At 43.0% G+C, this 26,105-nt stretch carries 23 protein-coding genes; 13 read left to right on the forward strand and 10 right to left on the reverse strand.

What is annotated here, in order from left to right; translation table 11 throughout:
* Positions 1 to 6: 6 nt before the first annotated feature.
* Both tatA and NSTC745_RS11325 read right to left on the reverse strand, forming a co-directional pair.
* Complete coding sequence (tatA, locus tag NSTC745_RS11320) at positions 7 to 180, reverse strand: twin-arginine translocase TatA/TatE family subunit (RefSeq protein ID WP_445638581.1); 174 nt, start codon at positions 178 to 180, stop codon at positions 7 to 9.
* A 415-nt stretch (positions 181 to 595) separates the two neighbouring features.
* A complete protein-coding gene (locus NSTC745_RS11325; RefSeq protein WP_445637219.1) occupies positions 596 to 1,990 on the reverse strand; it encodes a serine/threonine protein kinase in 1,395 nt (464 codons plus the stop codon).
* Positions 1,991 to 2,084: 94 nt separating this feature from the next.
* Here NSTC745_RS11325 and cbiT point away from each other — a divergent pair, with 94 nt between their 5' ends.
* Both cbiT and NSTC745_RS11335 read left to right on the forward strand, forming a co-directional pair.
* Positions 2,085 to 2,687: a precorrin-6Y C5,15-methyltransferase subunit CbiT gene (gene cbiT / locus NSTC745_RS11330; protein ID WP_445637220.1), complete on the forward strand. Its 603-nt coding sequence runs from the start codon at positions 2,085 to 2,087 to the stop codon at positions 2,685 to 2,687.
* 179 nt (positions 2,688 to 2,866) lie between these two features.
* Positions 2,867 to 3,754, forward strand: coding sequence for a phosphatidate cytidylyltransferase (locus tag NSTC745_RS11335; RefSeq protein WP_445637221.1), 888 nt, complete (start codon positions 2,867 to 2,869; stop codon positions 3,752 to 3,754).
* A 174-nt stretch (positions 3,755 to 3,928) separates the two neighbouring features.
* On the opposite strand, the gene NSTC745_RS11340 is transcribed toward NSTC745_RS11335, so the two are convergent.
* A complete protein-coding gene (locus NSTC745_RS11340) occupies positions 3,929 to 4,642 on the reverse strand; it encodes an LmeA family phospholipid-binding protein (protein WP_445637222.1) in 714 nt (237 codons plus the stop codon).
* A 133-nt stretch (positions 4,643 to 4,775) separates the two neighbouring features.
* Here NSTC745_RS11340 and NSTC745_RS11345 point away from each other — a divergent pair, with 133 nt between their 5' ends.
* Positions 4,776 to 5,534, forward strand: coding sequence for a pseudouridine synthase (locus NSTC745_RS11345; RefSeq protein ID WP_445637223.1), 759 nt, complete (start codon positions 4,776 to 4,778; stop codon positions 5,532 to 5,534).
* Between the two features lie 331 nt (positions 5,535 to 5,865).
* Complete coding sequence (locus NSTC745_RS11350) at positions 5,866 to 6,702, forward strand: helix-turn-helix domain-containing protein (protein WP_445637224.1); 837 nt, start codon at positions 5,866 to 5,868, stop codon at positions 6,700 to 6,702.
* A 102-nt stretch (positions 6,703 to 6,804) separates the two neighbouring features.
* Here the strand turns inward: NSTC745_RS11350 and malQ are convergent, their stop codons facing one another.
* On the reverse strand, positions 6,805 to 8,313 hold the full coding sequence (gene malQ / locus NSTC745_RS11355) for a 4-alpha-glucanotransferase (protein ID WP_445637225.1): 1,509 nt from the start codon (positions 8,311 to 8,313) through the stop codon (positions 6,805 to 6,807).
* Positions 8,314 to 8,520: 207 nt separating this feature from the next.
* Between malQ and NSTC745_RS11360 the strand changes: the two genes are divergently transcribed.
* Positions 8,521 to 8,952 (forward strand): NUDIX domain-containing protein, encoded by a 432-nt coding sequence (locus NSTC745_RS11360; protein WP_445637226.1) that lies wholly within the window; start codon positions 8,521 to 8,523, stop codon positions 8,950 to 8,952.
* Positions 8,953 to 8,962: 10 nt separating this feature from the next.
* Here NSTC745_RS11360 and NSTC745_RS11365 read toward each other — a convergent pair whose 3' ends face one another.
* A complete protein-coding gene (locus NSTC745_RS11365; RefSeq protein WP_445637227.1) occupies positions 8,963 to 9,271 on the reverse strand; it encodes a hypothetical protein in 309 nt (102 codons plus the stop codon).
* A gap of 205 nt (positions 9,272 to 9,476) precedes the next feature.
* Between NSTC745_RS11365 and NSTC745_RS11370 the strand changes: the two genes are divergently transcribed.
* Positions 9,477 to 10,787 carry a Rid family detoxifying hydrolase gene (locus tag NSTC745_RS11370; RefSeq protein WP_445637228.1) on the forward strand — a complete coding sequence of 437 codons (1,311 nt, stop codon included), beginning with the start codon at positions 9,477 to 9,479 and terminating at the stop codon, positions 10,785 to 10,787.
* 74 nt (positions 10,788 to 10,861) lie between these two features.
* Here NSTC745_RS11370 and tumE read toward each other — a convergent pair whose 3' ends face one another.
* Positions 10,862 to 11,245 (reverse strand): toxin TumE, encoded by a 384-nt coding sequence (gene tumE / locus NSTC745_RS11375; RefSeq protein WP_445637229.1) that lies wholly within the window; start codon positions 11,243 to 11,245, stop codon positions 10,862 to 10,864.
* A complete protein-coding gene (tumA, locus tag NSTC745_RS11380) occupies positions 11,235 to 11,465 on the reverse strand; it encodes an antitoxin TumA (protein ID WP_445637230.1) in 231 nt (76 codons plus the stop codon). Before tumA ends, tumE begins: the two co-directional genes overlap by 11 nt.
* Positions 11,466 to 11,735: 270 nt before the next feature.
* On the opposite strand from tumA, the gene NSTC745_RS11385 reads away from it, so the two are divergent.
* From NSTC745_RS11385 to NSTC745_RS11400, 4 genes are all read left to right on the forward strand, one after another.
* Entirely contained in the window at positions 11,736 to 12,209 is a 474-nt protein-coding gene (locus NSTC745_RS11385; protein WP_096541255.1) for a hypothetical protein, read from the forward strand.
* Positions 12,210 to 12,832: 623 nt separating this feature from the next.
* Positions 12,833 to 15,403, forward strand: a complete 2,571-nt coding sequence (locus NSTC745_RS11390) for a tetratricopeptide repeat protein (protein WP_445637231.1) — start codon at positions 12,833 to 12,835, stop codon at positions 15,401 to 15,403.
* Between the two features lie 124 nt (positions 15,404 to 15,527).
* Entirely contained in the window at positions 15,528 to 15,782 is a 255-nt protein-coding gene (locus tag NSTC745_RS11395) for a hypothetical protein (RefSeq protein WP_445637232.1), read from the forward strand.
* Positions 15,770 to 16,183, forward strand: coding sequence for a putative toxin-antitoxin system toxin component, PIN family (locus tag NSTC745_RS11400; protein ID WP_445637233.1), 414 nt, complete (start codon positions 15,770 to 15,772; stop codon positions 16,181 to 16,183). The genes NSTC745_RS11395 and NSTC745_RS11400 overlap by 13 nt, the downstream gene beginning before the upstream one ends.
* Positions 16,184 to 16,353: 170 nt before the next feature.
* On the opposite strand, the gene NSTC745_RS11405 is transcribed toward NSTC745_RS11400, so the two are convergent.
* Positions 16,354 to 16,590, reverse strand: coding sequence for a hypothetical protein (locus tag NSTC745_RS11405; RefSeq protein ID WP_445637234.1), 237 nt, complete (start codon positions 16,588 to 16,590; stop codon positions 16,354 to 16,356).
* A 174-nt stretch (positions 16,591 to 16,764) separates the two neighbouring features.
* Between NSTC745_RS11405 and NSTC745_RS11410 the strand changes: the two genes are divergently transcribed.
* Entirely contained in the window at positions 16,765 to 19,623 is a 2,859-nt protein-coding gene (locus NSTC745_RS11410; RefSeq protein ID WP_445637235.1) for a tetratricopeptide repeat protein, read from the forward strand.
* Positions 19,624 to 20,031: 408 nt separating this feature from the next.
* Here the strand turns inward: NSTC745_RS11410 and NSTC745_RS11415 are convergent, their stop codons facing one another.
* On the reverse strand, positions 20,032 to 20,688 hold the full coding sequence (locus NSTC745_RS11415) for a (2Fe-2S) ferredoxin domain-containing protein (RefSeq protein ID WP_445637236.1): 657 nt from the start codon (positions 20,686 to 20,688) through the stop codon (positions 20,032 to 20,034).
* Between the two features lie 77 nt (positions 20,689 to 20,765).
* Positions 20,766 to 21,023, reverse strand: a complete 258-nt coding sequence (locus NSTC745_RS11420; RefSeq protein WP_445637237.1) for an Asr1405/Asl0597 family protein — start codon at positions 21,021 to 21,023, stop codon at positions 20,766 to 20,768.
* 438 nt (positions 21,024 to 21,461) lie between these two features.
* On the opposite strand from NSTC745_RS11420, the gene NSTC745_RS11425 reads away from it, so the two are divergent.
* Entirely contained in the window at positions 21,462 to 22,016 is a 555-nt protein-coding gene (locus NSTC745_RS11425) for a Dps family protein (protein WP_096541273.1), read from the forward strand.
* Between the two features lie 571 nt (positions 22,017 to 22,587).
* Positions 22,588 to 25,944 carry a carbamoyl-phosphate synthase large subunit gene (gene carB, locus NSTC745_RS11430; RefSeq protein ID WP_445637238.1) on the forward strand — a complete coding sequence of 1,119 codons (3,357 nt, stop codon included), beginning with the start codon at positions 22,588 to 22,590 and terminating at the stop codon, positions 25,942 to 25,944.
* Positions 25,945 to 26,105: the final 161 nt, after the last annotated feature.

Here is a 26,105-nt window from a genome sequence, read left to right on the forward strand (position 1 = left end):
CCTTGACTATTGTTTGTCTTGTTCCGGATTGGTTTCCTCACTGGGAGTTTTCATCTCCTCTTTAAAGCCGCGAAGGGTTTTACCCAGTGCAGTTCCCAGTTCGGGAATTTTTTTTGGGCCAAAAATGAGAATAGCTACTATGGCAATTACACTTACTTCCGGCCATCCTAGTCCAAACAACATACACAGTTCCTCTCAATAACTTTTAATTCGCTCTTCTCTATCAATCATCTCTACGATGTTTAGCTTCGATCGCACTCACTAATAGAATCGTATCAAATATTTGAGAAATTACTCTATAATCACCTACTTTAATCCGATATAAAGATTCTTCATCCACCCATTTTTTAACACTAACTGGACGTGGTTATATTGCTAATTCTTAAATTTTTGAATCTAAACTAAGACTTATGCATTGACAGAAAATACCAAATATGGATGATTGAAAACTACATATTTTGAAGGGGCACAGCTGTGCCCCTTCAACCAGGGTGTATTTACGATCAAAAAATAATTAATAAAAGTCTGAAACTACCTATGCATATAATTTGCTTGTGGTTGCAATTTTTAGACATCTTTAAAATTATTCATTTTTTTATTCTCGCGTAATTGGTATATCTAAGCAATTACTCAATTCCTGAGCTAGCCATTCTATCTCCAATTCAGAGTTAATCACACCACCATAACCAGCCAGTTGATACTTATGTACTCCAACCCAAAGGATCAACTCTGGACTCACCTCAACTCTAGTACCGCTGTTCAAATCGATCTCAAAGCGTTTTGGAATATAAACCAGCTTCCGTACATGTTGCCTTGGCGTTGGATGGATACGGTTGAATTTAAATCCCAAAAGTTCATTTTTAAAAGTGATTTGCTGGCTATCTAAACGCAGTCTGATGCGTCCAAACAAAGGGAACAAAAATGTATATATCATGTAACAGCCAACGCCCCAAAAAGGTAGTGAGAACAACATAGATACGACGTTTGGAGCAGGCGTAGAGATTGCGGCAATTACCCAAAACAGGGTGAATGAATTCCAGGCGATCGCAAATAAACCTGGGAATATCATCGATGGATGAAAGCCAGTTGAAGGAATAATAATTTCTAGAGAATTCCAATTTTTGATTACTTGAATTTTGCTACCTATTGGTTTGCCAACAGCTAAAGCTTTATCAAGTTCAAACTCAGGCTGTTCTAAAATTTTTAAGGCTTGTGAGGCAGAACTAAAACGTTTTTCTAAACTCGGTTCAGTCATTTGTTGCAAAACGCGAGTAAAACTATGGCTGAGATTAGCCACCTGCTCAAACTGAATGCGAAAATCCTTTTCAGGTAAATCCGCAGGGTGAGTACCAGTCACCAAGTAAATTAACGTCGCGCCTAAGCTATAAATGTCAGAAGCCGGAACCGTGCGCCCCCCAAATTGCTCCTGAGGCATATAGCCGTAGGTTCCTACCACAGTCCTAGTCCCGGTTTCTGTGGCGAGGACAGTTTGCACCGAACCAAAATCGATCAGATAAACTTCACCGACACTATTACCAGAGCGATCGCCCAATAAAATATTGCTAGGCTTAAGATCGCGATGGATAACAGGCGGATGCAGCCCATGTAAGTAAATCAGAATTTCTAAAATAGCCTTGGCTATCTGTTTTACCTCAGCTTCCGTAAAAGTCCGTCCAGTTTGTAAGTATTGCTCTAAAGTTTGTGCTGGAATATAAGTTTGTACTAGGGCAAATCCTTTGATGGTTGGTGAATTTACCTCAAAATAGTCTAAATAGCGAGGTATTAAAGGATGCGACAAAGATTTTAGCGTTTGGGCTTCTCGCTCAAACAGCTTGAGATCGTCCCATTCAAAGTCACTACCAAAAGAGAGTAACTTGATGACGACTAATTCCTGAGTTTTCAAGTCACGAGCTAACAGCGTCCGTCGCCCTGCTTTTTTTCCTAATAGCTGCTGAACTTCGTAGCGCTCGTCGAATATTTCGCCAATCATTATTGTTTGTGATAAAGCTACGTTTGAAAAGTTTTCATAATTAATGGCTTTTCAATGTAGTTTGCCAATATCTTTAGTATAATTGCGTAATTCTATGCCTTCCCAACTTTGGCCTTATATTACCCCTGGTATTCCCGATGAATTGTTCGAGCATTTGCCAGGGATTCCCCTGAGCCAGCGAGAAGTCCGACTGTTGTTAATTGCTCAACTGCGGTTACAACCAAACTCAGTGTTATGGGACATTGGGGCTGGCACGGGTACAATTCCAGTAGAAGTGGGATTGCTGTGTCCAAAAGGAAAGATTATTGCTGTTGAAAGGGATGAAGAAGTAGCTAATCTGATTAAGCGTAACTGCGATCGCTTTGAAGTCAAAAACGTCGAAGTCATTGAAGGTAGCGCCCCAGAGTGCTTGCAGGATCTCAAGGTCACCCCCCACCGCGTTTGTATCGAGGGAGGACGCCCCGTTCAGGAAATTCTGCAAGCAGCTTGGCAATATTTACCGCCATCAGGTCGGGTTGTAGCCACAGCTGCTAATCTAGAAAGCCTATATGCCATTTCCCAGAGTTTTTCCCTATTAAGGGCTAGAAATATCGAAGTCGTCCAGTCTGCCGTCAACCGCTTAGAAACGCGCGGCTTTTCTCAAACCTTTACCGCCGTCGATCCCATTTTTATCCTTAGTGGTGAGAAACTGGATTAGGGCATAGGGCATGGGGCATGGGGCATGGGGCATAGAGAGATGAGGCAAAGGGGGGAGACAAGGGAGATGGGGGAGAAAATTCTTCCTTGTCCCCCTTGTCCCCGTTGTCCCTTCATCTCCCAATGCCCAATGCCCAATCCCCAATCCCCAATCCCCAGTCCCCAGTACCCAATACTTCTATGCCTTGGTCTCGGATTATTAGTGGAATTATTGCGATCGCTCTTGCTCTTAGTGCGACCCTTTTGGGGGGTTGGTACTTTACCATCATGTTTGCGGTTGTTGTCTTTTTGGGTCAACAGGAATATTTTAATTTGGTGCGAGCCAGAGGCATTGCTCCCGCTGCTAAGACCACTATGGCTGCTAGCCAAGTCTTGCTGATAATTTGTACCCTTGATGGCAGTTTAGCCGATGCTGTGATGCCAATAGCTGGCACACTTATTTGTTTTTACCTGCTATTTCAACCCAAATTCGCCACCATCGCGGATATTTCCGCTTCAATTATGGGGCTATTTTACGTAGGTTATTTACCAAGTTATTGGGTGCGGTTGCGAGCAATTGATACTACTGCTTTTAGCAACCTTCCTTTCGGAGGCTACTGGCCAACAAATTGGGCAAGTTTCTGGGAAAAGGCAAATTCTACTTCTCTACCACAAGGTTTGACAGCAACACTGCTGACTTTGCTATGTATTTGGGCAGCCGATATCGGTGCTTACACAATTGGCAAATTCTTTGGCAAAACTCGTTTGTCTGAAATTAGTCCGAAAAAAACCGTAGAAGGTGCTGTGTTTGGTATTACCTCCAGCGTTGCTGTAGCTGTAGCTGGAGCCTATTATTTGCACTTGCCTAAATCTCTGTTTACTGGTTTAGCATTGGGTTTGCTAATCGGCATTGCTAGCCTTTTAGGGGATCTCACTGAGTCTATGCTGAAGCGCGATGCTGGAGTCAAGGATTCTGGGCAGTTAATTCCAGGCCACGGTGGTATTTTAGACCGTACTGATAGTTATATTTTTACCGCACCTTTAGTTTACTATTTCGTAACCCTACTTTTGCCCCTGATTACAGATTAAGGTGGGCATGGGGTAGGGGGGCAGGGAAGCAGGGGAGCAGAGGAGCAGGGGAGATGGGGAAGTGTGGGAAGTGTGGGAAGTGTGGGGGGAAAGATTTCTTCCCCATCCTCCCACACCTCCCACCCCTCCCACACTTCCTGCTTGCCCCATGCCTTGTTTGCCCAATGCTCCATCTTAAGGATTAACGTTAATCCGCCCGCGACAAACTAGTTTCCCTGGGATCGATGTGAGTTCTTGGATATCAACATCTGAGCCAAGATCGAAAGTGTGGTCATGATTATCTTGAAATAAATCTGTCTGGTCATCCTTGATTTGGATATCTGTCAGTTGCAACTCGCGGCCATTGACTAAATCTAAGCCCAGAGAGATTTCCAGAGGCGTTGTTTGGCTATTGGTGACTCTAAAACCGAGCAGTATAATTTGGTTGTTCTTAAGAATAATTTCTTGCCAGTTAATGGGTTGTGTTTTTGGGCAATATGTTGGTAAAACTTTAACCAGTAGCTCGCTCAAAGCAGTTGATAATAAGCTAGATGAGAGGGAAGCATTAAGATCTTTCTCGTCTACGATCAAATCGCCAACAACTCGTACTGTTTGTAACAGTCGCAAGGGTTTTCCCTTGAGTATTGAACCGATATTTATCTGAATATTTTCTGCTATTAATTGAATTTTTGTAATTAGGAGTCCTTGATAAACAGCATGACTAGCAAAAATAGATACCGAAGGAATGCGCCCAGAGAGAATTTGGCGATCGCTGGCTTTAATCTCCACTTCTAGTTCAGATATCTCGCTGACTTGGGCCCTCAACCACAGCTTTAATGCTTTTGTGAGTACTTGCGTAATTATTCGGATTTTGTTTACATTTGTTGTTTGGGAATTTTGCTCTGACATCTAACCAATGGAGTTTACGAGTATTTGCTCGACAGCTGACGAATTTAAACAAGCCTTAAATGTAACATTTATGCCTAGTCGCTACAAAATGCAAATATCATTTAATAGTTAACAGTAAATTCGTAATTTATACATGGAGGCACGGTTACAAAAAGTTCTTGCTCAATGGGGTATTGCCTCACGTCGTGAAGCTGAAGAAATGATTAAGCGATCGCGAGTGCGGATTAATGGGGTATTGGCACATTTAGGTCAAAAAGTCGATCCCGAAAAAGATGCGATCGCGATTGATGGCAAGCTGATATCACCAAAGCATCGCCCAGCCTTGATTTATCTATTGCTGCACAAACCAGCTGGTGTAGTTTCAACTTGCTACGATCCTCACCAAAGACCAACAGTCTTGGATTTATTACCAAAAGAATTACGCGACGGTTCAGGTATTCATCCAGTTGGGCGTTTAGATGTAGACTCCACAGGAGCATTAATCCTGACAAATGACGGAAACTTGACATTTGGACTAACCCATCCCCGTCACAGCATTTCCAAGACATATCGTGTTTTGGTAAAAGGACATCCTCCAGAAGCAGTATTGCGGATGTGGCGTCAGGGTGTGGTGCTAGAGGGTAGAAAAACACGACCCGCTAAGGTACAGATTATAGAAAGTTCTGCCCAAGGAAGTTTTTTAGAAATTGTTTTACAGGAGGGGAGAAATCGCCAGATTCGCCGAGTAGCACAACAATTAGGATACCCAGTAATCCAGCTGCATCGGAGTGCGATCGGCTCAATTCAATTACAAACGCCAAAAGAACCATTTTTGCCAGAGGGTAAATATCGTTTCCTCAAAGATAGTGAAATTCACTTTTTGCGAGAACAGATCGACCAGGAGTCAGAATAGAGAATTCACCAATTCAGAATTTAAGTCGGTGGGGCTTGAGACGGTCAGCTAATTGTAGAGTGCCCTTTGGGTGAGGTGTTAGCGAGTGTATGGTCTGAGTAGCTAGGGTTCTTAAATGCGCTAATCTCGTACACCAAGAAATTTTCTTGCAGTACTGGCTCACCAAATCGTAGATTTGTTTAGGGGTTTTAAACCCGTTTATTTATTACAAAAGTAGCTATATAATTCATCCTGAATTTTAGCTTAGTGAATTCTAGCTTCTGAATTCTGGATTCTTCCCTGTTCGAGCAACCTATTAAAGATTTAGTTGAGTTAAGGAGTGTCAGAAGGCATGAAATGGCCAAGAAAGAAAAATAATCAGCAGCCCCCACTTTCATTAGAGCAACAAAGATCTCAGAAGTTGACAGAAATTGGCGCTCAACTTTGGGCATTACGTCAAGAACAGGGTTTATCTCTAGAACAAATGGTTGTATTGACCATGATTCCGCGGCGGTTATTGCAGGCGATCGAAGAAGGTAATTTAAACGATCTTCCAGAACCAGTTTATATTCAGGGTTTGATCGGGCGATTTGCCGACGCACTGGGCTTGAATGGAGCCGAATTGGCTGAGACTTTTCCAATTAATTCTTCACAAGCAAACTTCCAACCTACGGCGAATCCTTCACCCCTGAATCAACTACGTCCTATTCATCTTTACTTTCTTTACATATTGCTAATTTTATGCTCTGTAAATGGCTTATCCTATTTCTTAAATAACGCCGTACTACAAGCAAGTAATATCCCAAGCGAACCACAGCCAAAACAAAAGCCCATTGTTAAACCAGAAATAGTTAGACCAGAATTAGCCGAACCACAAGACTCACAAAAAGCTCAACCTGTCAGTGACACCTCAAGCGGCGTCAAACAAAAAGAGCCTGTACAAATTGGCGTTACCTTAAAAGCGTCATCCTGGATTCGCGTAATAGCTGATGGTAAAACCGAGTTTGAGGGTACTTTACCAGAAGGTACTCACCGGGTTTGGAAAGCTCAAGAGCAGCTAACAGTCAAAACTGATAATGCTGGTGGTGTCTTGATGAGCGTTAATCAAGAGAAAGCCAAAGAAATGGGAGAACTAGGAAAAGAAGAAGAAGTTATGATTGCGGCTGCTAAACCCAAGGTTTTGAGATGAGGGGGATGAGGGGACAAGGGAGACAAGGGGGACAAGGAGACAAGGTAGCAATCTTTCTCCCTTGTCTGCCCCCTCTCCCTTGTCTGCCCCCTCTCCCATTCCTCAATCTGTTTTCGGGGCACGTCCATTGAGCCTAGTGAGAGCTTTCAGCCTTGAGCTTAATTCCTCTGTTAAAGCTGCTGCTTGATAGCGCCACCCCCAGTTACCTTCAGCAACACTGGGAAAATTCATCCGCGCTTCGTTTCCCAATCCAAAAATATCTTGCAAAGGAATAATCGCTTGATTCGCTACAGAACTCAATGCTAGTCGAATCAAATCCCAGTGGATACCTTCAGGACTGATACAACCTAAATAAAGCAATAAATTTTGCTTTTCGTAGTCGCTAGCTGTATTAAACCAGCCAACGGTGGTGTCATTGTCGTGGGTTCCGGTATAAACTACAGCATTTTGCGGGTAATTGAAGGGTAAAAACGGATTACCGGGATCGGAACCAAAGGCAAATTGCAAAACTTTCATTCCTGGAAATTCAAACTTGTCTCGCAGTGCTTCTACCTCTGGTGTAATTACTCCCAAATCTTCTGCTAATACGGGTAGCTTGCCGAGTTTCTGTCTAATCGCTTCAAAAAAAGCTTCTCCAGGCGCTTCCACCCATTTGCCATTCATGGCTGTTTCTTCGCCTTTGGGTACAGACCAATAAGCCTCGAAGCCTCGGAAGTGGTCAATGCGAATTATATCTACATAATCGAGCATCGCCTCAAAGCGCTGCACCCACCACTTAAAGTCTTGTTTTTGCAATTCGTCCCAGTTATAAACTGGGTTACCCCACAATTGACCAGTGGCGCTAAAGTAATCTGGTGGAACTCCTGCCATTTGGGCTGCTTCTCCCGTCTCTTCATCTAAAGCAAAAATGTCAGGATGCGCCCAAACATCGGCACTATCGTGAGCTACGTAAATGGGGATATCGCCGATAATTTCTATACCACGCATGTTGGCGTAGCTTTTCAGGTCTGACCACTGGCGGAAAAATTCAAATTGAACGAACTTGTAATAAAAAATTTCTCCATTGAGGCGGCGCTGTACTCGGTCTAATGCTTCTGGTTCGCGCTTAACAAATTCAGGTTCCCATTTATGCCAGCTTGCTCCTTCATTAGCATCTTTCAATGCCATAAATAAGGCATAATTATCTAGCCAATAAGCTTTGCTGTCGCAAAAACCTGCAAACTCTCTCTGTTGGATAGGTGTAGCATTGGCTCTAAAGTTTTCGCAGGCTTTTTTAAGTAGTCCAATCTTAATTGGGACAACGCGATCGTAATCTAATTTTTCTTCGGGAAATGCTGGTAAATTAGCAAAGTCTTCTTCAACTAGCAAACCCTCTTCTATAAGTTTTTCTGGGCTAATCAGTAGGGGATTTCCCGCCATTGCTGAGTAGCACATATACGGAGAATTTCCGTATGCAGTGGGGCCTAAAGGTAAAACTTGCCAATATTGTTGATAGCTTTCTTTGAGAAAGTCAATGAAGCGATAGGCTTCTAAGCCTAAATCCCCAATGCCAAATCGACTGGGAAAAGAAGTAGGATGCAGCAGAATGCCACTAGATCTGGGAAAAGGCATATTTAACCTGAATTATAGGAGCAAGCGATCGCCACAACAATTTGCTACGCGATCGCATCGAATTTATCACACATCAGTATTTGCAGGGTAAATCAAGTAAACTCATTTTACTTGCCATTTGTTATTTGTCATTTGTCCTTTGTCCTTTGTGAATGACCAACGATCGATGACCAATGACCAATGACCAATGACCAATGACTAATAACTATGACTTACCGAAATCCTGCACCGACAGTTGATATCATCATCGAACTAGTAGATCGACCTCATCGACCAATAGTGTTAATTGAAAGACATAATTCGCCCTTAGGTTGGGCTATTCCTGGCGGTTTTGTGGATTATGGAGAAGCTGTGGAAGTGGCGGCGCGACGAGAAGCTGAGGAAGAAACTGGTTTGCAGGTAGAATTAATCGAACAATTACTGGTGTATTCTGACCCCAATCGCGATCCGCGTCAACATACCATTAGTATTGTATTTTTGGCGACGGCGACGGGAGAACCCGTGGCTGGAGATGATGCTAAGGGTGTAGGAATTTTTGAATCTTGGCGCGTACCGAGTAATTTATGTTTTGACCACGATCGCATTTTGCAGGATTATTGGCGATATCGGCATTATGGAATACGTCCCAGGTTGGGGTAGGGGGCAATTACTAAAATTCAGCTTGGGAACGGGTTTCATAAACAAGCTGCAAGCACTTTTCAAAGTCATCACCTTGCCAAGTTCCGGCAAATTTTAGCAAGTCTTCAGCTTTAGAGCCTCTAATAATTGGTGTTGCTTTCTGTATTTCCGGTTTCGTTTTCTGGTTGAAAGCATCATCATTTTTTTGCGTTGACAGGTCAAGAGATATTTCCTCGGTTGTTGGTTTTGTTTTGAGAAAACGCAAAAAATGTAGCGTTTGAGCTAGTAGAACATCTGAGGATGATTCAATTTCTTGGAGCAGTAATTCTTTAATATTCATCAATTATGTTTTGCAATCTGTTGTAACAGTATTATACGAGTGCGATCGCGATGCCGATCTGATGGCATTATCGAATACGTCCCAGGTTGGGGTAAGAGGAACGAACCGCAAAGGACGCAAAGGGCGCAAAGTAAGAAAAGAGAAGAATACCTGTGACACAAATTTTTTGTGATTATACTGTGTCAGTGGTATTTAAAGGTGCTTTATGGATGCTGAGACACTGTTGGAGAAATACGCCGAAGGACAAAGGCAATTTCACAACGAGAATCTTAGAGGAGTAGACCTCAAATATGCAAACTTGAGTGGAATAGACCTAACAGGTGCAGATTTGACAGGTGTAGATTTGAATGATGCCAACCTGACTAAAGCATTACTTAAAAATGCAAACTTCACTAGAGCTTCTTTAACAGGTGCAAATTTGAGTGAGTTGGGCGAAAGTTCTAGTTTAAATTTGAGTTGGGCAGACCTAAGTAGTGCTGACTTGAGTGGAGCAAAACTAAGTAGCGCTAACTTTAGTAACGCTAATCTGGATAATGCCAACTTGAGTAAAGCATACTTGAATAGCGCTAACTTTAGTAATGCCAATCTAGATAACGCCAACTTGAGTGATGCGACACTCAATTCTGCAAACTTAACTGACGCATCCTTAAATGAAGCAAAAGTCGTTAGAGCTAACCTTACTAGTGCTGATTTAAGTAGAGCTAACTTGTTTGCAGCTGATTTGAGTCAAGCAAACTTAGCTCAAGTGATACTCAAAGGTGCTAATTTGCAGGGAGCCAAAATTCGGGGTGTTAATTTATCTCAAAAAGATTTGTCAGGTATGAATCTAACTCAGGCCGATCTTGGTGCGGCAAATCTTATCGGTGTAAATTTCAGAAAAGCCTGCCTTGAGGGGACAAATTTAGAGAAAGCAGAACTACAAAAAGTAGATTTGATCGACGCTAATCTGAAAGAGGCAAAGCTGAAGAAGGCAGATTTAACTGGAGCAAATATCTATGGTGTCAATTTTAAAGATGCTGACCTGACTGGTGCGATAATGCCTGATGGAGAGGTTTATAAACCAATCGCCTCTGAAATCGAAATTGGTAAACAGGTAGCATCGTTAGAGAAAGTGATATCTATGACTCGTAAAGTAATTAATACTGATAACGCACCCGCACCAGTCGGCCCTTATAATCAAGCGATCGCTGCTTCTGGTCAATTATTATTTGTAGCTGGACAAATTGCCATCGATCCCCGCCTTGGTGATGTCGTCTACACTGATGATGTCAAAAAACAAACCGAGCAAGTAATGGCTAATCTCGAAGCCATCCTCACAGCAGCCGGGGCGACTTTTGAAGATGTGGTGAAAACTACTGTTTTTCTCGCTGATATGAATGATTTTGCGGCGGTGAATGCCGTTTATGCTAAATATTTTCCAGAAAATACAGCCCCAGCGCGTGCTTGTGTTGAGGTATCGCGGTTACCTAAGAATGTTTTGGTAGAAATTGAATGTATCGCTGTGATTAGCAGTTAGAAGAAATAGATCGATGAGCAAAATCTTAACGGTCATATTTGATGGTTATGTTTTGCTATGCAAATTCCATATTCCTACTCTAAAAACTCCATCGCTTCTTGTAACACATCGCCTATATGTGGCTTTTCGCAAGCAATTACGTTATCAAAAAGATGTTTATGGTGTGGGAAAGTAGGTAAGTTGGGAAAGTGTGGTGTACTGTCATAACGAAAAATCAGACTATTTTGCTCATCTTGATAGTGATAGCGGTAATCGATATATTTAATCTGATTATTGACAATAACAAAAGCTTCACTGACTGCTAGTAAATATTTGAGAGCGAAACGTATCCTAATGCGGAGATTAGCTCTCTGTGTCGTTAAAATTACTGCACTATATTCCTCAATGTATGTGTTAGAGCAGTTGAGTAAAAGTTGCTCAACTTCATCTAAATAGGCTTGAATAACTTCACGCGACATCTGTGAGTTTGTTCTTTATATCTTGGTGTAGAGCTAAATAATGTTGGTAGTTGGCTGCCCATTCGACAAACACTTCATCGTCGGAAGTTTCTCCTTGGCTATATTTTGCAAAAAATTCTTCTGAAGTCATTTGGTACTTTATTTCATAGGTATTTAACTGTCTGGTAAGGGCAATCAGCGCATCTAGTGGAGAGGTATATTCGATGATTTGTTTACGCATTGATTTCTCCATTCAATTTCATTGGTTTATACTCAGCTGTCGCACCCACAAGTTGCACCTTTTAGAAACCCTAACCCTTGATATATCGAGAATGTTTTGAAAAAGTAAATACGTGAGAGCTGAAACACTCTTATCACTTCATCTTCGAGATAGTTGATTACCTTCATATTGTAAATCTAGATAATACTCTCTCAATTACCTCTCAATAAACGCGATCGCCTCTACAACTTTGGGAATACTGAAATTAAGTAGCCTAAAGGAGTATTAAAAATGGCAGAAAATCGTGTCAGTGCCAGCTTAAGCCCAGCAGATAAGTACGCAGTCATGCAGGCGATCGCTACAATTAGAGAAAAGTTACCGTTTTTAATTGATTTGACCCCCGAAGACCGGCGAACAATGCTGAAGATGGGGGATAAAAGTCGGGCTTTTGTCAGCAAAGCCTTAGAAGTGGCGACACAAAACCCTAATTTTTTGCCTCGTTCTTTTGATTTAGAAGAGATGCGCCGGGACTTGGAAATATATGAAGACTTGTATCCCGTGCTGTTATCTTTAACCCAACTGCAAGAACTAGTAGATGATACCTGTATAGCCGCTGCTAGCGAAGCTTATGGCGCAGCCTTAGCAGTTTATAGCTATGCCAAAGCTAGCGGCGATGTCGCAGGATTAGATGCAGTCATTGATGAGATGGGACGCAGGTTTAACCGCCGTTCTAAGAAAAAGCAACCCGAAGTCCCAGTTAGCTAAAGCCTAAAATAGGCGATCGCAGTAGTTGACAATTTAAGAAAATACGCATTATTTGTAGGGGCATAACATTGTTATGCCCTTTTCGCGTTTTAAATCTAAAGATTTTTGAAACCCGCACAGGCAGGTTTTGTCTGTGTAGGAAACTTTCAAACAAAAAGATACTGAACTTCTTCTTGTGGGGTGGGCGTCTCGCCCGCCCAGGTTATATGGCGGGCAAGATGCCCACCCCACAAGATTGAATAATTTATTTGTTAAAAATTCCTAGCTAGAACTTACATTTCCCAGGTCAACTTTGAACCTCAGAAGGTCAACGTCGAGCCTCAGAAGCTCAACTTTGAACCTCAGAAGGTCAACATCGAACCTCAGAAGGTCAACATCAAACTTCAGAAGGTCAACGTCGAACCTCAGAAGGTCAACGTCGAGCCTCAAAAGGTCAACATCGAACCTCAGAAGGTCAACTTTGAACCTCAGAAGGTCAACGTCGAGCCTCAGAAGGTCAACATCAAGCCTCAGAAGCTCAATGCATAAAAATTATCTAAAAAAAATTTCATAAATTCCGAAATACACCGTGTATATTTAGTAATTATTCTGTAGGCATTAGCACCTCAAGATTGAATCTTGTAATGAACCCACAAAACAAGCCCAAGAACCTACAAGATATTATTAAGCAACGTCAGCAATTAGGTTTTGTGGGTCGTGAAGACCAAATAAAGCAATTTCGGCAAAATCTAACATTACCCCCAGAAGACGATCGCCGTTGTTTTTTGTATAACATTTGGGGTGAAGGCGGGGTTGGTAAAAGCACACTTGTACGACAGTTTCGCAAAATTGCTGAAGAAGCAAAAAATATTACGGCTTATATAGATGAAGCCGAGAAAACTGTACCAGAAGTGATGGGTCGTCTAGCTGAAGACTTGGAACGGCAAGGTCATAAGTTGCCGCAGTTTACCGAACGCTACAAAGTTTACCGTCAGAAGCGCCAAGAATTAGAAACCGATCCCGATGCTCCTCAAGGTTTTTCGGCTTTTATGGGAAAAACTGTAGTTAAAACTGGCGTGCGTCTGGCGCGTCGAGTTCCCGTTGGCGGTGCTGTATTTGACTTTGTAGATGAGGATGCTTTAGCTACCCAAGCTGGAGAATGGGCATCTTATGTTGCTAAGAAAATCACAAATAAAGATGAAGTGCGCTTAGTTCAAGAACCTGTGGAAGTCCTGACCCCACTATTTTTACAAGATATTTTTAAAATTTGTGAGAAAACTGCTGTTGCCTTGTTCTTTGATACTTATGAACGCACCGGGGAATTCTTAGATAACTGGTTACGAGAAATTCTAGAGGGTCGCCACGGTGAGGTATCTTTCAATATATTGATAACTATTGCTGGTCGGCAGGAATTAGATAAAAATCTTTGGACAGGCAACGAGGGGTTAATAGTTAGTTTTCCACTGGAACCTTTTACCGAAGAAGAAACCCGAAAATATCTCACTCGCAAAGGCATCACCAACAGTCAGCACGTTGAAGAGATTTTACGCCTTTCTGGAAACTTGCCCTTGCTAGTGGCAATGCTAACAGACGCTTATCAAAATAACCCTAACCAAATAATTGAGCCGAGCAGCAATGCTGTAGAATGCTTTTTAAAATGGGTTGATGACCCCAAACAACGACAAGTAGCTGTTGATGCTGCCATTGCTCGGTGCTTGAATCGGGATATTGTCGCTCAGTTGACAACAGAACAAGAAGCAGATGAGCTATTTGCTTGGCTAAAAAAAATATCCTTTGTCAACGAACGTACCGACGGCTGGGCTTATCACGATGTCGTCAAAATGCTAATGTTACGCCACAAGCGCCTATCATCACCGCAGGGTTGGGCTGAGATACATGGCAAGCTGGCAAATTACTACGACACCCTGCGGAACGAGCTGCAATTAGAAGAAGAGAAGAAACAGCGCGATCCTAGCTGGCAAAGTCACACTTTAAATGTGTTGTACCACAGCTTATGTCAGTCGCCACAAAGGAATTTATTTGTATCTCTCAATGAATTTCTTGCTGCACTCAAAAATCAAGGCAAATTTGCCCAACAATATGCAGAAACGATGCTTCAGGCTGGTAAAGATGTGGATTCTGCTGAAGTTCAGCGTTGGGGTGAGCAATTAACTAATGGGTTAAAAGCCTTTAACGAAAAGTTTTACCCAGTTACATTAGAAATGTTTACCGCAGTCGTACAAAATTCTAGGATTGAAGTTATATGGCAACCAATTGCTTTAGGTTGGCGTGGTGAAACTTATCGCTTAATGAAGCGTTACCCAGAAGCCCTACAAGACTTTGACCGCGCGATTGAACTTGACCCCAAATATGACTGGGCGCTCGCACATCGCGGTAAAACTTTCTGCTTAATGGAGCGTTACCCAGAAGCCCTAGAAGATTTTGACCGCGCCATTGAACTTAACCCCAAATCTGACTGGGCGCTCACACATCGCGGTGAAACTTATCGCTCAATGGAGAGTTACCCAGAAGCCATAGAAGATTTTGACCGCGCCATTGAACTTAACCGCAAATATGAGTGGGCGATCGCAAATCGGGGTGAAACTTATCGGTTAATGAAGCGTTACACCGAAGCCCTAGAAGATTTTGACCGCGCCATTGAACTTAACCCCAAATCTGACTGGGCGCTCACATTTCGCGGTGAAACTTACCGCTTAATGGAGAGTTACCCAGAAGCCCTAGAAGATTTTGACCGCGCCATTGAACTTGACCCCAAATCTGCCTGGGCGATCCTAAGTCGCGGTCAAACTTACCTCCAGCTTAAGCGGTACAATGAAGCTCTTGTAGATTTCAATCGCGCTATTGATTTAAATTGTGAAAATAGTTGGTATTTGTATAATCGCGCTTTAACTTACCTAGCCCTTAACCAACCAGACAAAGCACGAACTGACCTAGTGCTTGCCATCAAGCTTGTTAAGCAGAATTACGAAAAAGATCCTAAAGACTGGCGTAATGCTTTTAACTTAGCTCTTTACTATTTGGCTGCTCAATATAATCAACCAGCAGAGCAGTTATATCGCTATGTTTTATCTCAAGGTGCTTCCTCAGAATCTATTCGTGAAGCTATCCAAGACCTAAATGACTTTTTAACTGTCTTCCCTAACCATCTGCAAGCTACATCTATGCGAGAGTTGTTGCAGTCTTCTCTAACTTAGGTCATGTAATTTCTACTACAAATATTAAACGATGCCTGGGTTGGGCTATGCCTACGCTAGTCAAATCTCTTGATACGCTGAAATAAGAGTTTAGAAAAACTAATCCAGTTTTCCAGTAAGAACAATGCCAAAACTGACATTGAGCGATGAACAAGTAATTGAATTAGTCAAGCAACTACCACCGCAGAGTAAACGAGTAGTATTATTAGCCCTGGCACAAGAGGGCGAACACAACCGTGATTCTCGTATGGAGTATGCTCAAACCCAATTAGGGAACTTGTGTGCTGAACGTGGTTTAAATTGGGACAATATGTCAGAAGATGAACGCGAGTCATTTATAGATGACTTAGTGCATGAGGACAGACAGTGCTACCAGTAGTAGTGTTTGATACAAATATTTTGCTCTCTGCTATTGGCTGGAAAGGTAGTCCTTATCATTGTCTTGAATTCGCACGCCAAGACCGGATAAGAGGTTTAATATGTCAAGAAATACTTGATGAACTGACAGAAAAATTAGAGCAGAAATTGAAATTTTCTGAGATTCAGGTAATTGAGACAATAGCTGATTTACTTAGCTTTCTACAACTAGTCACAATTACCAATACTTTAAAAGTTCTTACTACTGACCCGAAAGATAACATGGTTTTAGAATGTGCAGTTCTTGGTAATGCAACTCACATTGTTACAGGCGACAAACGCCATCTATTACCTCTGGGCAGTTATCAAGGTATTGTAATTGTTAGTGCTAGAGATTTGCTTACTTTGCTTACACCTCAATAATCAAACCAACTTCATCACGTTTTGCAGTTCTAAGAGGTTGTTTGAAAAGTGGTTAGCTGTGATTTTAATTACCCCCCTTAATCCCCCCTTGTCAAGGGGGGAGACCGGAAATCCAGTTCCCTCCCCTTGACAAGGGGAGGGTTAGGGAGGGGTAAAAAATATTTGATACATCAATCATGAGTTTTCAAACATCCTCTAAGCTCAACTTTGAACCTCAGAAGCTCAACGTCGAGCCTCAAAAGCTCAACGTCGAGCCTCAAAAGGCCAACTTTGAACCTCAGAAGCTCAACCTTGAACCTCAGAAGCTCAACATCGAGCCTCAGAAGCTCAACCTTGAGCCTCAGAAGCTCAACTTTGAACCTCAGAAGCTCAACATCGAGCCTCAAAAGGTCAACGTCGAGCCTCAAAAGGTCAACGTCGAGCTTCAGAAGGTCAACGTCGAGCTTCAGAAGGTCAACGTCGAGCTTAAATCAACCTTAAATGCCAAAATTACCTACAAAAAGTCTGATAAATTCCGAAATCGAGCCTGTAGCTTTAGTAGTTATCCTGTAAACATTAGCGCCTCAAAATAAAATCTGGTAATGAACCCGCAAAACAAGCCCAAGAGTTTACAAGATATTCTTAAGCAACGTCAACAATCGGGTTTTGTAGGTCGTGAAGACCAGGTAAACCAATTTCGTCAAAACTTGGCTTTACCGTTAGAGGATGACCGCCGTCGTTTTTTGTTTAACGTTTGGGGTGAAGGCGGAGTTGGTAAAAGTACACTGTTACGCCAGTTTCGCAAAATTGCCGATGAGGCAAAAATTATCTCGGCTTACATCGATGAAGCTGAAAAAACTGTACCAGAAGTCATGGGTCGTTTGGCCCAAGAGTTAGAACGCCAAGGTCACAAACTACCGCAGTTTACAGAACGCTACAAAGTTTACCGTCAAAAGCGCCACGAATTAGAAACCGATCCTCAAGCTCCTCAAGGTTTTTCGGCGTTTGTCGGCAAAACTATGGTAAAAACAGGCGTGCGTCTAGCGCGTCGAGTTCCCGTTAGTGGTGCTGTATTTGATTTTGTAGATGAGGATGCATTGGCTACCCAAGCCGGAGAATGGGCATCATTTATTGCAAAAAGAATTACCAATAAAGATGAAGTGCGCTTAGTTCAAGAACCTGAAGAAGTGCTGACCCCGCTATTTTTGCAAGATATTTTTCAAATTGCTAAAGAAACTGGTATTGCGTTGTTTTTTGATACTTACGAACGCACGGGAGAATTCCTAGATAACTGGCTGCGGGAAATTTTGGACGGTCGTTACGGTGAAGTATCTCTCAATATATTGATAACGATCGCCGGTCGCCATGAATTAGATAAAAATCATTGGGCATCTTATGAGGGGTTAATGGTTCGTTTCCCTCTAGAACCGTTTACAGAAGAAGAAGCCCAAGAATATTTAACTCGCAAAGGCATTACCAACAGTCGCGTTGTTGAAACGATCTTACGTCTTTCTGGAAATTTGCCCCTGCTAGTAGGAATGCTAGCAGATGCTCATCCCAATGACCCCAACCAAGTATTTGAGCCGAGCAGCAGTGCCGTAGAAAGATTTTTAAAATGGGTTGATGACCCCAAACGCCGAGAAGTTGCTCTCGATGCTGCCATTCCTCGGTGCTTAAATCGAGATGTGATAGCCAAGTTAAGAGGAGAACAAGAAGCAGATGAGCTATTTACTTGGCTCAAAGAAACATCGTTTGTCAACGAACGTACTGACGGCTGGGCTTATCATGATGTAGTCAAAACCCAAATGTTACGCCACAAGCGCCTTTCATCGCCGCAAGGTTGGGCTGAGATACATAGCAAGTTGGCAGACTATTACGACACGCTAGGTAACCAATTGCAATTGGAAGAAGTAAAAGCTTGGCGTAATCCAACTTGGCAAAGCCATAAGCTCAATGTTTTGTATCACCGCTTATGCCAATCACCACAAAAGTACTTACCTGTAGCTCTCAATGAATTCCTTGCAGCTCTCAAAAATCAACGGAATTTTGCCCAATTGTGGGCAGCAACAATGCTTCAGGCTGGTAAAGATGTCGATTGTAGCGAAGTTCAGCGTTGGGGCGAGCAACTAGCGAATTGGTTAAAAGCATACGAAGACAAACATTATGAAGCTGCCGCCCAAATGCTCACAACCCTGTTGAGCGATGCTAGTCTTGAGGACAAATGGCGTGCAGTAGCTCTAGATTGGCGTAGTTATATTTACTCTCAATCAAATCAATACTCAAAAGCTTTAGAAGATTTAACCCAGGCGATAAATTTAGTACCTGAAGAAGTTGAGTATTTAACAGTTCGAGGGATGACTTACTGCCAAATGGAGCGTTACCAAGAAGCACTGGAAGACTTTAATCGTGTTATTGAGCTTAACCCGAATTATCAATGGGCGATCGCAAGTAGAGGTGTGACTTCCCGCCTGATGTACCAATATGATGAAGCACTGCAAGACTTTAACCGCGCTATTGAACTTGACCCTAATGACCAATGGGCATTGGCACATCGGGGTGTAACTTACCGCCTGATGCACCGATATGAGGAAGCACTGCAAAACCTAAACCGCGCCATTGAACTTGACCCCAATTATCAATGGGCGATCGCAAGTAGAGGCGATGCTTACCGCTATATGCAACGATATGAGGAAGCATTGCAAGACTTAAACCGCGCCATTGAACTTGATGTCGATTACCAATGGACGCCAGCCACAGGATTTAGGGGTTTTATTTACCGACGAATGCAACGCTACCATGAAGCACCACCGCAAGGCTTAAACTGCCCCATTGTACTTAACCCTAATTACCAATGGGTGCTGGCACGTCTGGGTTATACTTATCGGCAAATGCAGCGCTACAGTGAAGCATTACAAAATTTAAACCGTGCTATTGAACTTAATCCCAAAGATGACTGGTCGCTGATAAATAGAGGTTATACACATCTGATGCTTAAGTGCTACAACGAGTCACTTGCAGATTTCAATCGTGCTGTTAACTTAAAATCTGATGTCGTTTTCCCTCAAAGACCTGAAACCAGTGGGTTTCTAAACTCCCGTCAGGTTTTTTATGATTGGTATTTGTATAATCGCGCTTTAGCTTACCTAGCCATAAACCAACCAGACAAAGCACGGGCTGATTTGGCCCTTGCCATCAAGCTTGCTAAAGAGCATTACGAAAAAGATGCTAAAAACTGGCGTAATAGTTTTAACTTAGCTCTTTACTATTTGGCTGCCCAATATCATCAACCAGCAGAGCAGTTGTATCGGCATACCTTATCTCAAAGTGCTTCCTTCGATATTCGTATAGCAATCCAAATAGCAATCCAAGACCTAAATGAGTTTTTAACTGTGTTCCCTAACCATGTCCAAGCTACATCTATGCAACAGCTGTTGCAGTCTTCTCTAAATGACATTATTTAAAATATAGCGGTTTTCAATTGAACGGAATACAGCGAAAGAAAATTAAATCATTGTAGGGGCGCACAGCTAGCTGTGCGCCCCTACCTCGTACCTCATTAGAACAAGAAACGCTATATACAAGTCTTATACCGTACCAAATTTGTCTAATCGCTTAACTCAATTGGATAGAAATGTTAAGCGATCGCCTTCTCTTTCAGAGACGCTACCACGGACGACAGTTACACCTACGCCTTTAGATTATGCCCGTTTCATGACATTGTGTAGGCGTAGGCGTAGCCCGCCGAAGGCATCGCTATATCCATAACTCTTGCAAAAATCTTTCAAAGATTACTGCCGAGTATCCAGGGAACACACTAAAAACTTACTATTAAATTTTCTCATTAACTAGTTAAGGTTTTACTATCAACTTCAGCAAAACTTAGAATTAACCACTGGTACTTCTTTGAAATTCTCTGGTTGTGCTGTTGCACCTTTGTCAGCAAAATGCTTATTCATTAGCGCCGGGACTTGTGGTGCTTGAATTTGGCTGTAGCGGGTTTTGTCTGGCATGACTAGATTTGGCCCCGCTTTGCAGTTTTTCATACAGCCGGTGCCCTTGATTGTAACTTGGTCTTCTAAACCGCGATCGCTCAAAGCAGCCTCCAACGCCTGACAAACTGCTTTACCACCGCGTTTCATGCAATCAGACTTTTGACACACCAAGATTGTCGCTTTGGTCTTCGCTGGTTTTACCTTAGCGTTATCAATTGATGGTGGTTCTTCTGGTGCGGCAATAGTTTGAACTCTGGCCAGTTCAGAACGCGCCGCCATCACACGTTCAGCTTTGAATGTAACTTTGTCTTTTTTTATATCGTGTTTTTTGTAACCAACAACTTGTAGCCAAGTACCTCGTGGTAGCCGCAAATCAAAAGCAGCCCGTAAATGCTTAGCGAGTTTAACGTAACATTCACCTTCATGAGTACCCAGCAATAAACCTTTTACCTTATAGCCATCTTTAATAACAAAATCTATAAACCTGCCCTCAAGGCAAAATTGTGATACTTCCAAACTCTGATATGCACCCATTTTTTAACCTCCTTTTAACTAATACAAGCTAACTACAGCAATCTTTTCAGCACCAGGGTAAAAATTAGCGATGTAGATTAGGACTTTTGGTAACGACTTCTCCAGCAGCATTCAAGGCTCCAGATTTGGTCTTGGCGAGAGGCAGTGAATCGCTGTATTACACTCCAAAGTTGAACAGCCGCAGTAGCAGAACTAATTTCAACTTGTAATGGCTGATTAGTCATACAACTACAGGGAACGTCTAACTCCTTTAGACGTTGATAGACTTGCCAACGGTCTGCCCAATTTACTTCTACAACGTGCTTGTTTTCTACTTCTGAACTAAACGATTTCAAGATAATTGCCCTCAAAGTGCAACAAACTTGCAGTAAATACCGCGATACAACTTCTTACTTTTTGAAAGTCATGCGAGTTTGACCTCTTAAAACCAGCATACCTTAAGTGCAAACAATTCTCATTAACTTTGAAAAAAAATAATTACTGGCATGGGGCATTGGGCATTGGACATAGGGCATTGGGTATGGGGGAAGGGGAAAAAGGGAAATATTCAATTTATTCCTTTTCCCTTTAACCTTTTCCCCTGCCCCCTCTGCTCCCCATACCCCAGCCACTAGCCCCTTAAGATCGTTCAACAAACAAATAAACTCGACAATTTTTGTAGCTAATAATTAAAAATTTAGTCATAGCGAATAGGCCTTGCCATTATTATGAAAATGTTAGTATATAAAGACTAAGCAGTTAAAAACTGTAACTGCTAAAGAGCGAGGAGAACAATGTCTGAAACACAAACTTTGCTACGAAATTTTGGTCATGTATATGACAATCCTGTGCTGTTGGATCGCAGCGTAACTGCCCCAGTTACAGAAGGATTCAACGTTGTATTAGCTAGTTTCCAAGCACTTTACTTACAGTATCAAAAGCATCATTTTGTAGTTGAAGGTGCAGAATTTTACTCTCTGCATGAGTTTTTTAACGAAAGTTACAATGAAGTGCAAGACCACATCCATGAAATTGGAGAGCGCTTAGATGGACTGGGTGGTGTGCCAGTTGCGACCTTCAGCAAACTAGCAGAATTAACCTGTTTTCAACAAGAACCCGACGGCGTATATTCTGCCCGCCAAATGGTAGAAAATGACCTAGCAGCCGAACAAGCAATCATTGGTGTAATTCGTCGCCAAGCTGCTCAGGCAGAGAGTTTAGGGGATCGGGCTACACGCTATCTCTACGAGAAGATTTTGTTAAAAACAGAAGAACGTGCTTATCATTTGTCCCACTTCCTCGCTAAAGACAGCTTAACCTTAGGGTTTGTCCAAGCTGCTCAAAGCTAAAACTCTCATAATCTAGATTTTTCTACCTAGAGCGAAAGATAAAGCCAGCAGGATTAACTCTTAAAATATTATAAAAAAATGGCAGAGAGTAGGATTTCTATCTCTCTGCCATTTTTAATATAAGTCAACATATTTAGATCGTATTTAACTTTGAAAATATTTAGCAATTAGTTAGTCAACATATATTTCGATCTAAGTAATCTATTTGTTATAAATAAACATGCAGGTATCTGCCATAATAAATCAGCATTAGTTGAAAATTTTCATCAAATTAAATAAAAAATCTTTGCAAGAACCAGAAATAATTTAGCATCACAATTCAATAAAATTAGAAATAGAAAATAATCTATTGGGCATGGGCTATGGGCAGCAGAAGGGGCAGGGGAGCAGGGGGGAAGTTGCACTAACTTTTTCTTCTCTGCCCCCCATCCCCTCTGCCCCTCTGCTTCTTCCCAATGCCCAATGCCCCATGCCCTGTCAAGTTAGAAAACTTAATAATAAAAAGCACGATCGCGGGTAAACACCCTTAAAATAATCAGGATTTGTATTCTCGTACTCCAAGGCAACTACTATGCCCCGCCGTGATGACCTCCGGAAGATTCTACTGTTAGGTTCTGGCCCAATTGTAATTGGACAAGCCTGTGAGTTTGACTACTCTGGCACTCAAGCCTGCAAAGCGTTGCGAGAAGAAGGCTATGAAGTGGTGTTGGTCAACTCTAACCCTGCAACGATTATGACTGACCCGGAAACGGCCGATCGCACTTACATTGAGCCGCTGACTCCGGAATTGGTCGAAAAAGTGATCGCCAAAGAACGCCCTGATGCTTTACTCCCAACGATGGGAGGACAAACTGCCCTGAATATCGCTGTTGCTTTAGCCAAAAATGGCGCATTAGAAAAATACGGCGTTGAGTTAATCGGCGCTAAACTGCCAGCCATTCAAAAAGCTGAAGACAGAAAACTTTTTGGCGATGCAATGGCCAAAATCGGCGTAGCTGTATGTCCCAGTGGCACAGCCGAATCATTAGACGAAGCAAAAGCGATCGCTCGTCAAATTGGCACCTATCCCCTCATTATTCGTCCTGCCTTTACAATGGGTGGAAGTGGCGGTGGTATTGCCTACAACCAAGAAGAATTTGAAGAAATGGCACAGGTCGGTATAGATGCTAGCCCTGTCTCCCAAATTCTCATTGACCAGTCTTTACTTGGCTGGAAAGAATACGAACTCGAAGTGATGCGTGACCTTGCAGATAACGTGGTGATTATCTGCTCCATCGAAAACCTTGATCCTATGGGCATCCACACCGGGGATTCGATTACCGTCGCTCCCGCGCAAACCCTCACTGATAAAGAATATCAAAGGCTGCGGGATATGGCAATTAAAATCATCCGCGAGATAGGTGTGGAAACTGGCGGTTCTAATATTCAATTTGCCATTAATCCTGTCACTGGAGATGTGGTGGTGATTGAAATGAACCCCCGCGTGTCCCGCAGTTCGGCTTTAGCTTCTAAAGCTACGGGTTTTCCCATCGCTAAAATGGCAGCCAAGTTAGCCGTCGGCTACACCTTGGATGAAATTAAAAATGACATCACCAAGAAAACTCCGGCATCCTTTGAACCAACAATTGACTACGTAGTTACAAAAATTCCCCGCTTCGCCTTTGAAAAGTTCCCTGGTTCCGAACCAGTGCTGACAACGCAAATGAAATCAGTCGGCGAAGCAATGGCAATTGGGCGGACTTTCAACGAATCTTTCCAAAAGGCGCTGCGTTCTCTAGAAACTGGACGCGCTGGCTGGGGTTGCGACAAAGCCGAAAAATTACCCAGTGGCGAACAAATTCGTGCCTTGCTGCGGACGCCAAACCCCGATCGCATTTTTGCCGTGCGTCATGCCCTACAGTTAGGAATCACTGCTGAGGAAATCTACGAACTCACTGGTATTGACCCGTGGTTCCTGGATAAGATGCAGCAAATTCTGGATATCGAGAAATTCCTCAAGCGCACATCCTTAAAAGAATTGACAAAAGAGCAACTTTATGAAGTGAAGCGGAATGGATTTAGCGATCGCCAGATTGCCTATGCTACCAAAACCACCGAAGATGAAGTCCGCACCTATCGCCAACAACTAGGGGTCATTGCAGTTTATAAAACTGTAGATACTTGTGCAGCGGAGTTTGAAGCGTTTACTCCTTACTACTATTCTACCTACGAAGAAGAAACAGAAGTTTTACCCACAACCAAGCCCAAAGTCATGATTTTGGGTGGCGGCCCTAACCGCATCGGACAGGGAATTGAGTTTGACTATTGTTGTTGTCACGCCGCTTATGCCCTGAAAGCTGCGGGGTACGAGACGATAATGGTCAACTCCAACCCAGAGACAGTTTCCACAGATTACGATACCAGCGATCGCCTTTACTTCGAGCCTTTAACAAAAGAAGATGTCCTGAATATCATCGAAGCGGAAAATCCTGTAGGCATAATAGTCCAGTTTGGCGGACAAACACCGCTGAAGTTGGCTGTTCCCCTCCAGGAGTATTTGCAGGGATTGGGGAGTGGGGATGAGGGAGATGGGGAGATGGGGAGATGGGGAGAAAATTTCACCCCACCACCCCACCACCCCACCACCCCAATGCCCAATGCCCTATCCCCAATTCCCAAGATTTGGGGTACATCGCCAGATTCCATTGACATGGCAGAAGACCGAGAACGATTTGAGAAGATTCTCAAGGAGTTGAATATCGCTCAACCGCCCAATGGAATTGCTCGGAGTTATGAAGATGCGCTGATTGTAGCCAGACGCATTGGCTACCCGGTGGTGGTGCGTCCCAGCTATGTGTTGGGGGGACGGGCGATGGAAATAGTTTATTCCGATGCCGAGTTAGAACGCTACATGACCTTTGCGGTGCAGGTAGAACCAGATCATCCCATTTTAATTGATAAGTTTTTAGAAAATGCCATTGAAGTCGATGTCGATGCGATCGCCGACCATACAGGACGGGTAGTGATTGGTGGAATTATGGAACACATCGAACAAGCAGGAATTCACTCAGGAGACTCCGCTTGTTCCTTACCTTCCATTTCCTTACCGCCCGCAGTTCTCAACCAAATTCGTACTTGGACAGTGCAACTAGCGCAGGCTTTGTCAGTGGTGGGATTGATGAATATTCAGTTTGCCGTCGTTGGTGCAAGCGGCTATTCTCCCCAAGTTTACATTTTGGAAGCCAACCCCCGCGCCTCGCGTACAGTGCCATTTGTTTCTAAAGCAACGGGCGTCCAGTTAGCCAAACTAGCGTCTTTAATCATGTCAGGGAAAACCTTAGAGGAATTAAACTTCACCGAGGAAATCATCCCGACCCACATTGCTGTTAAGGAAGCTGTATTACCCTTTAATAAATTCCCCGGAACTGATACAATATTAGGCCCAGAAATGCGCTCCACTGGTGAGGTGATGGGGATTGATAGCGACTTTGGACGAGCCTTTGCCAAAGCCGAAATGGGTGCAGGAGAGCGTTTACCGTTAAGCGGAACCGTCTTTGTATCAATGAGCGATCGCGATAAAGCAGCTGCCGCAGTTGTGGTGAAAGAATTTATCGATTTGGGCTTTAACGTGATGGCCACCCTTGGTACGCGCCGCGTTCTTCTCGAACAGGGTTTAAATGTTGAATTAGTACTGAAACTCCATGAAGGGCGACCCCACGTCCTAGACGCAATCAAAAACCAAAAAATCCAACTGATTATCAACACACCCTCAGGGGAAGAAGCCCATACCGATGCGAGGTTAATCCGCCGCACAGCCTTGGCTTACAAAATCCCTATCATAACCACCATCGCAGGTGCAAAAGCTACCGTCGCCGCCATTCGTTCCTTACAAAACACAACCTTAGATGTAAAAGTCATCCAAGACTACTGCAAGGTTGCCAAGGAGTAGGGAAGCAGGGGAGCAGGGGAGCAGGGGGGCAGGGGAAAAGGTTAAAGGGAAAAGGAATAAATTTAGTCTTTCCCCTTTTCCCCGGTTGGTGAGCTTGTCGAACCATACCCCTTTCCCTTTCCCCATGCCCAATGCCCCATGCCCCATGCCCCATTCCCCAA

This window comes from Nostoc sp. DSM 114161 (genome assembly GCF_052692665.1).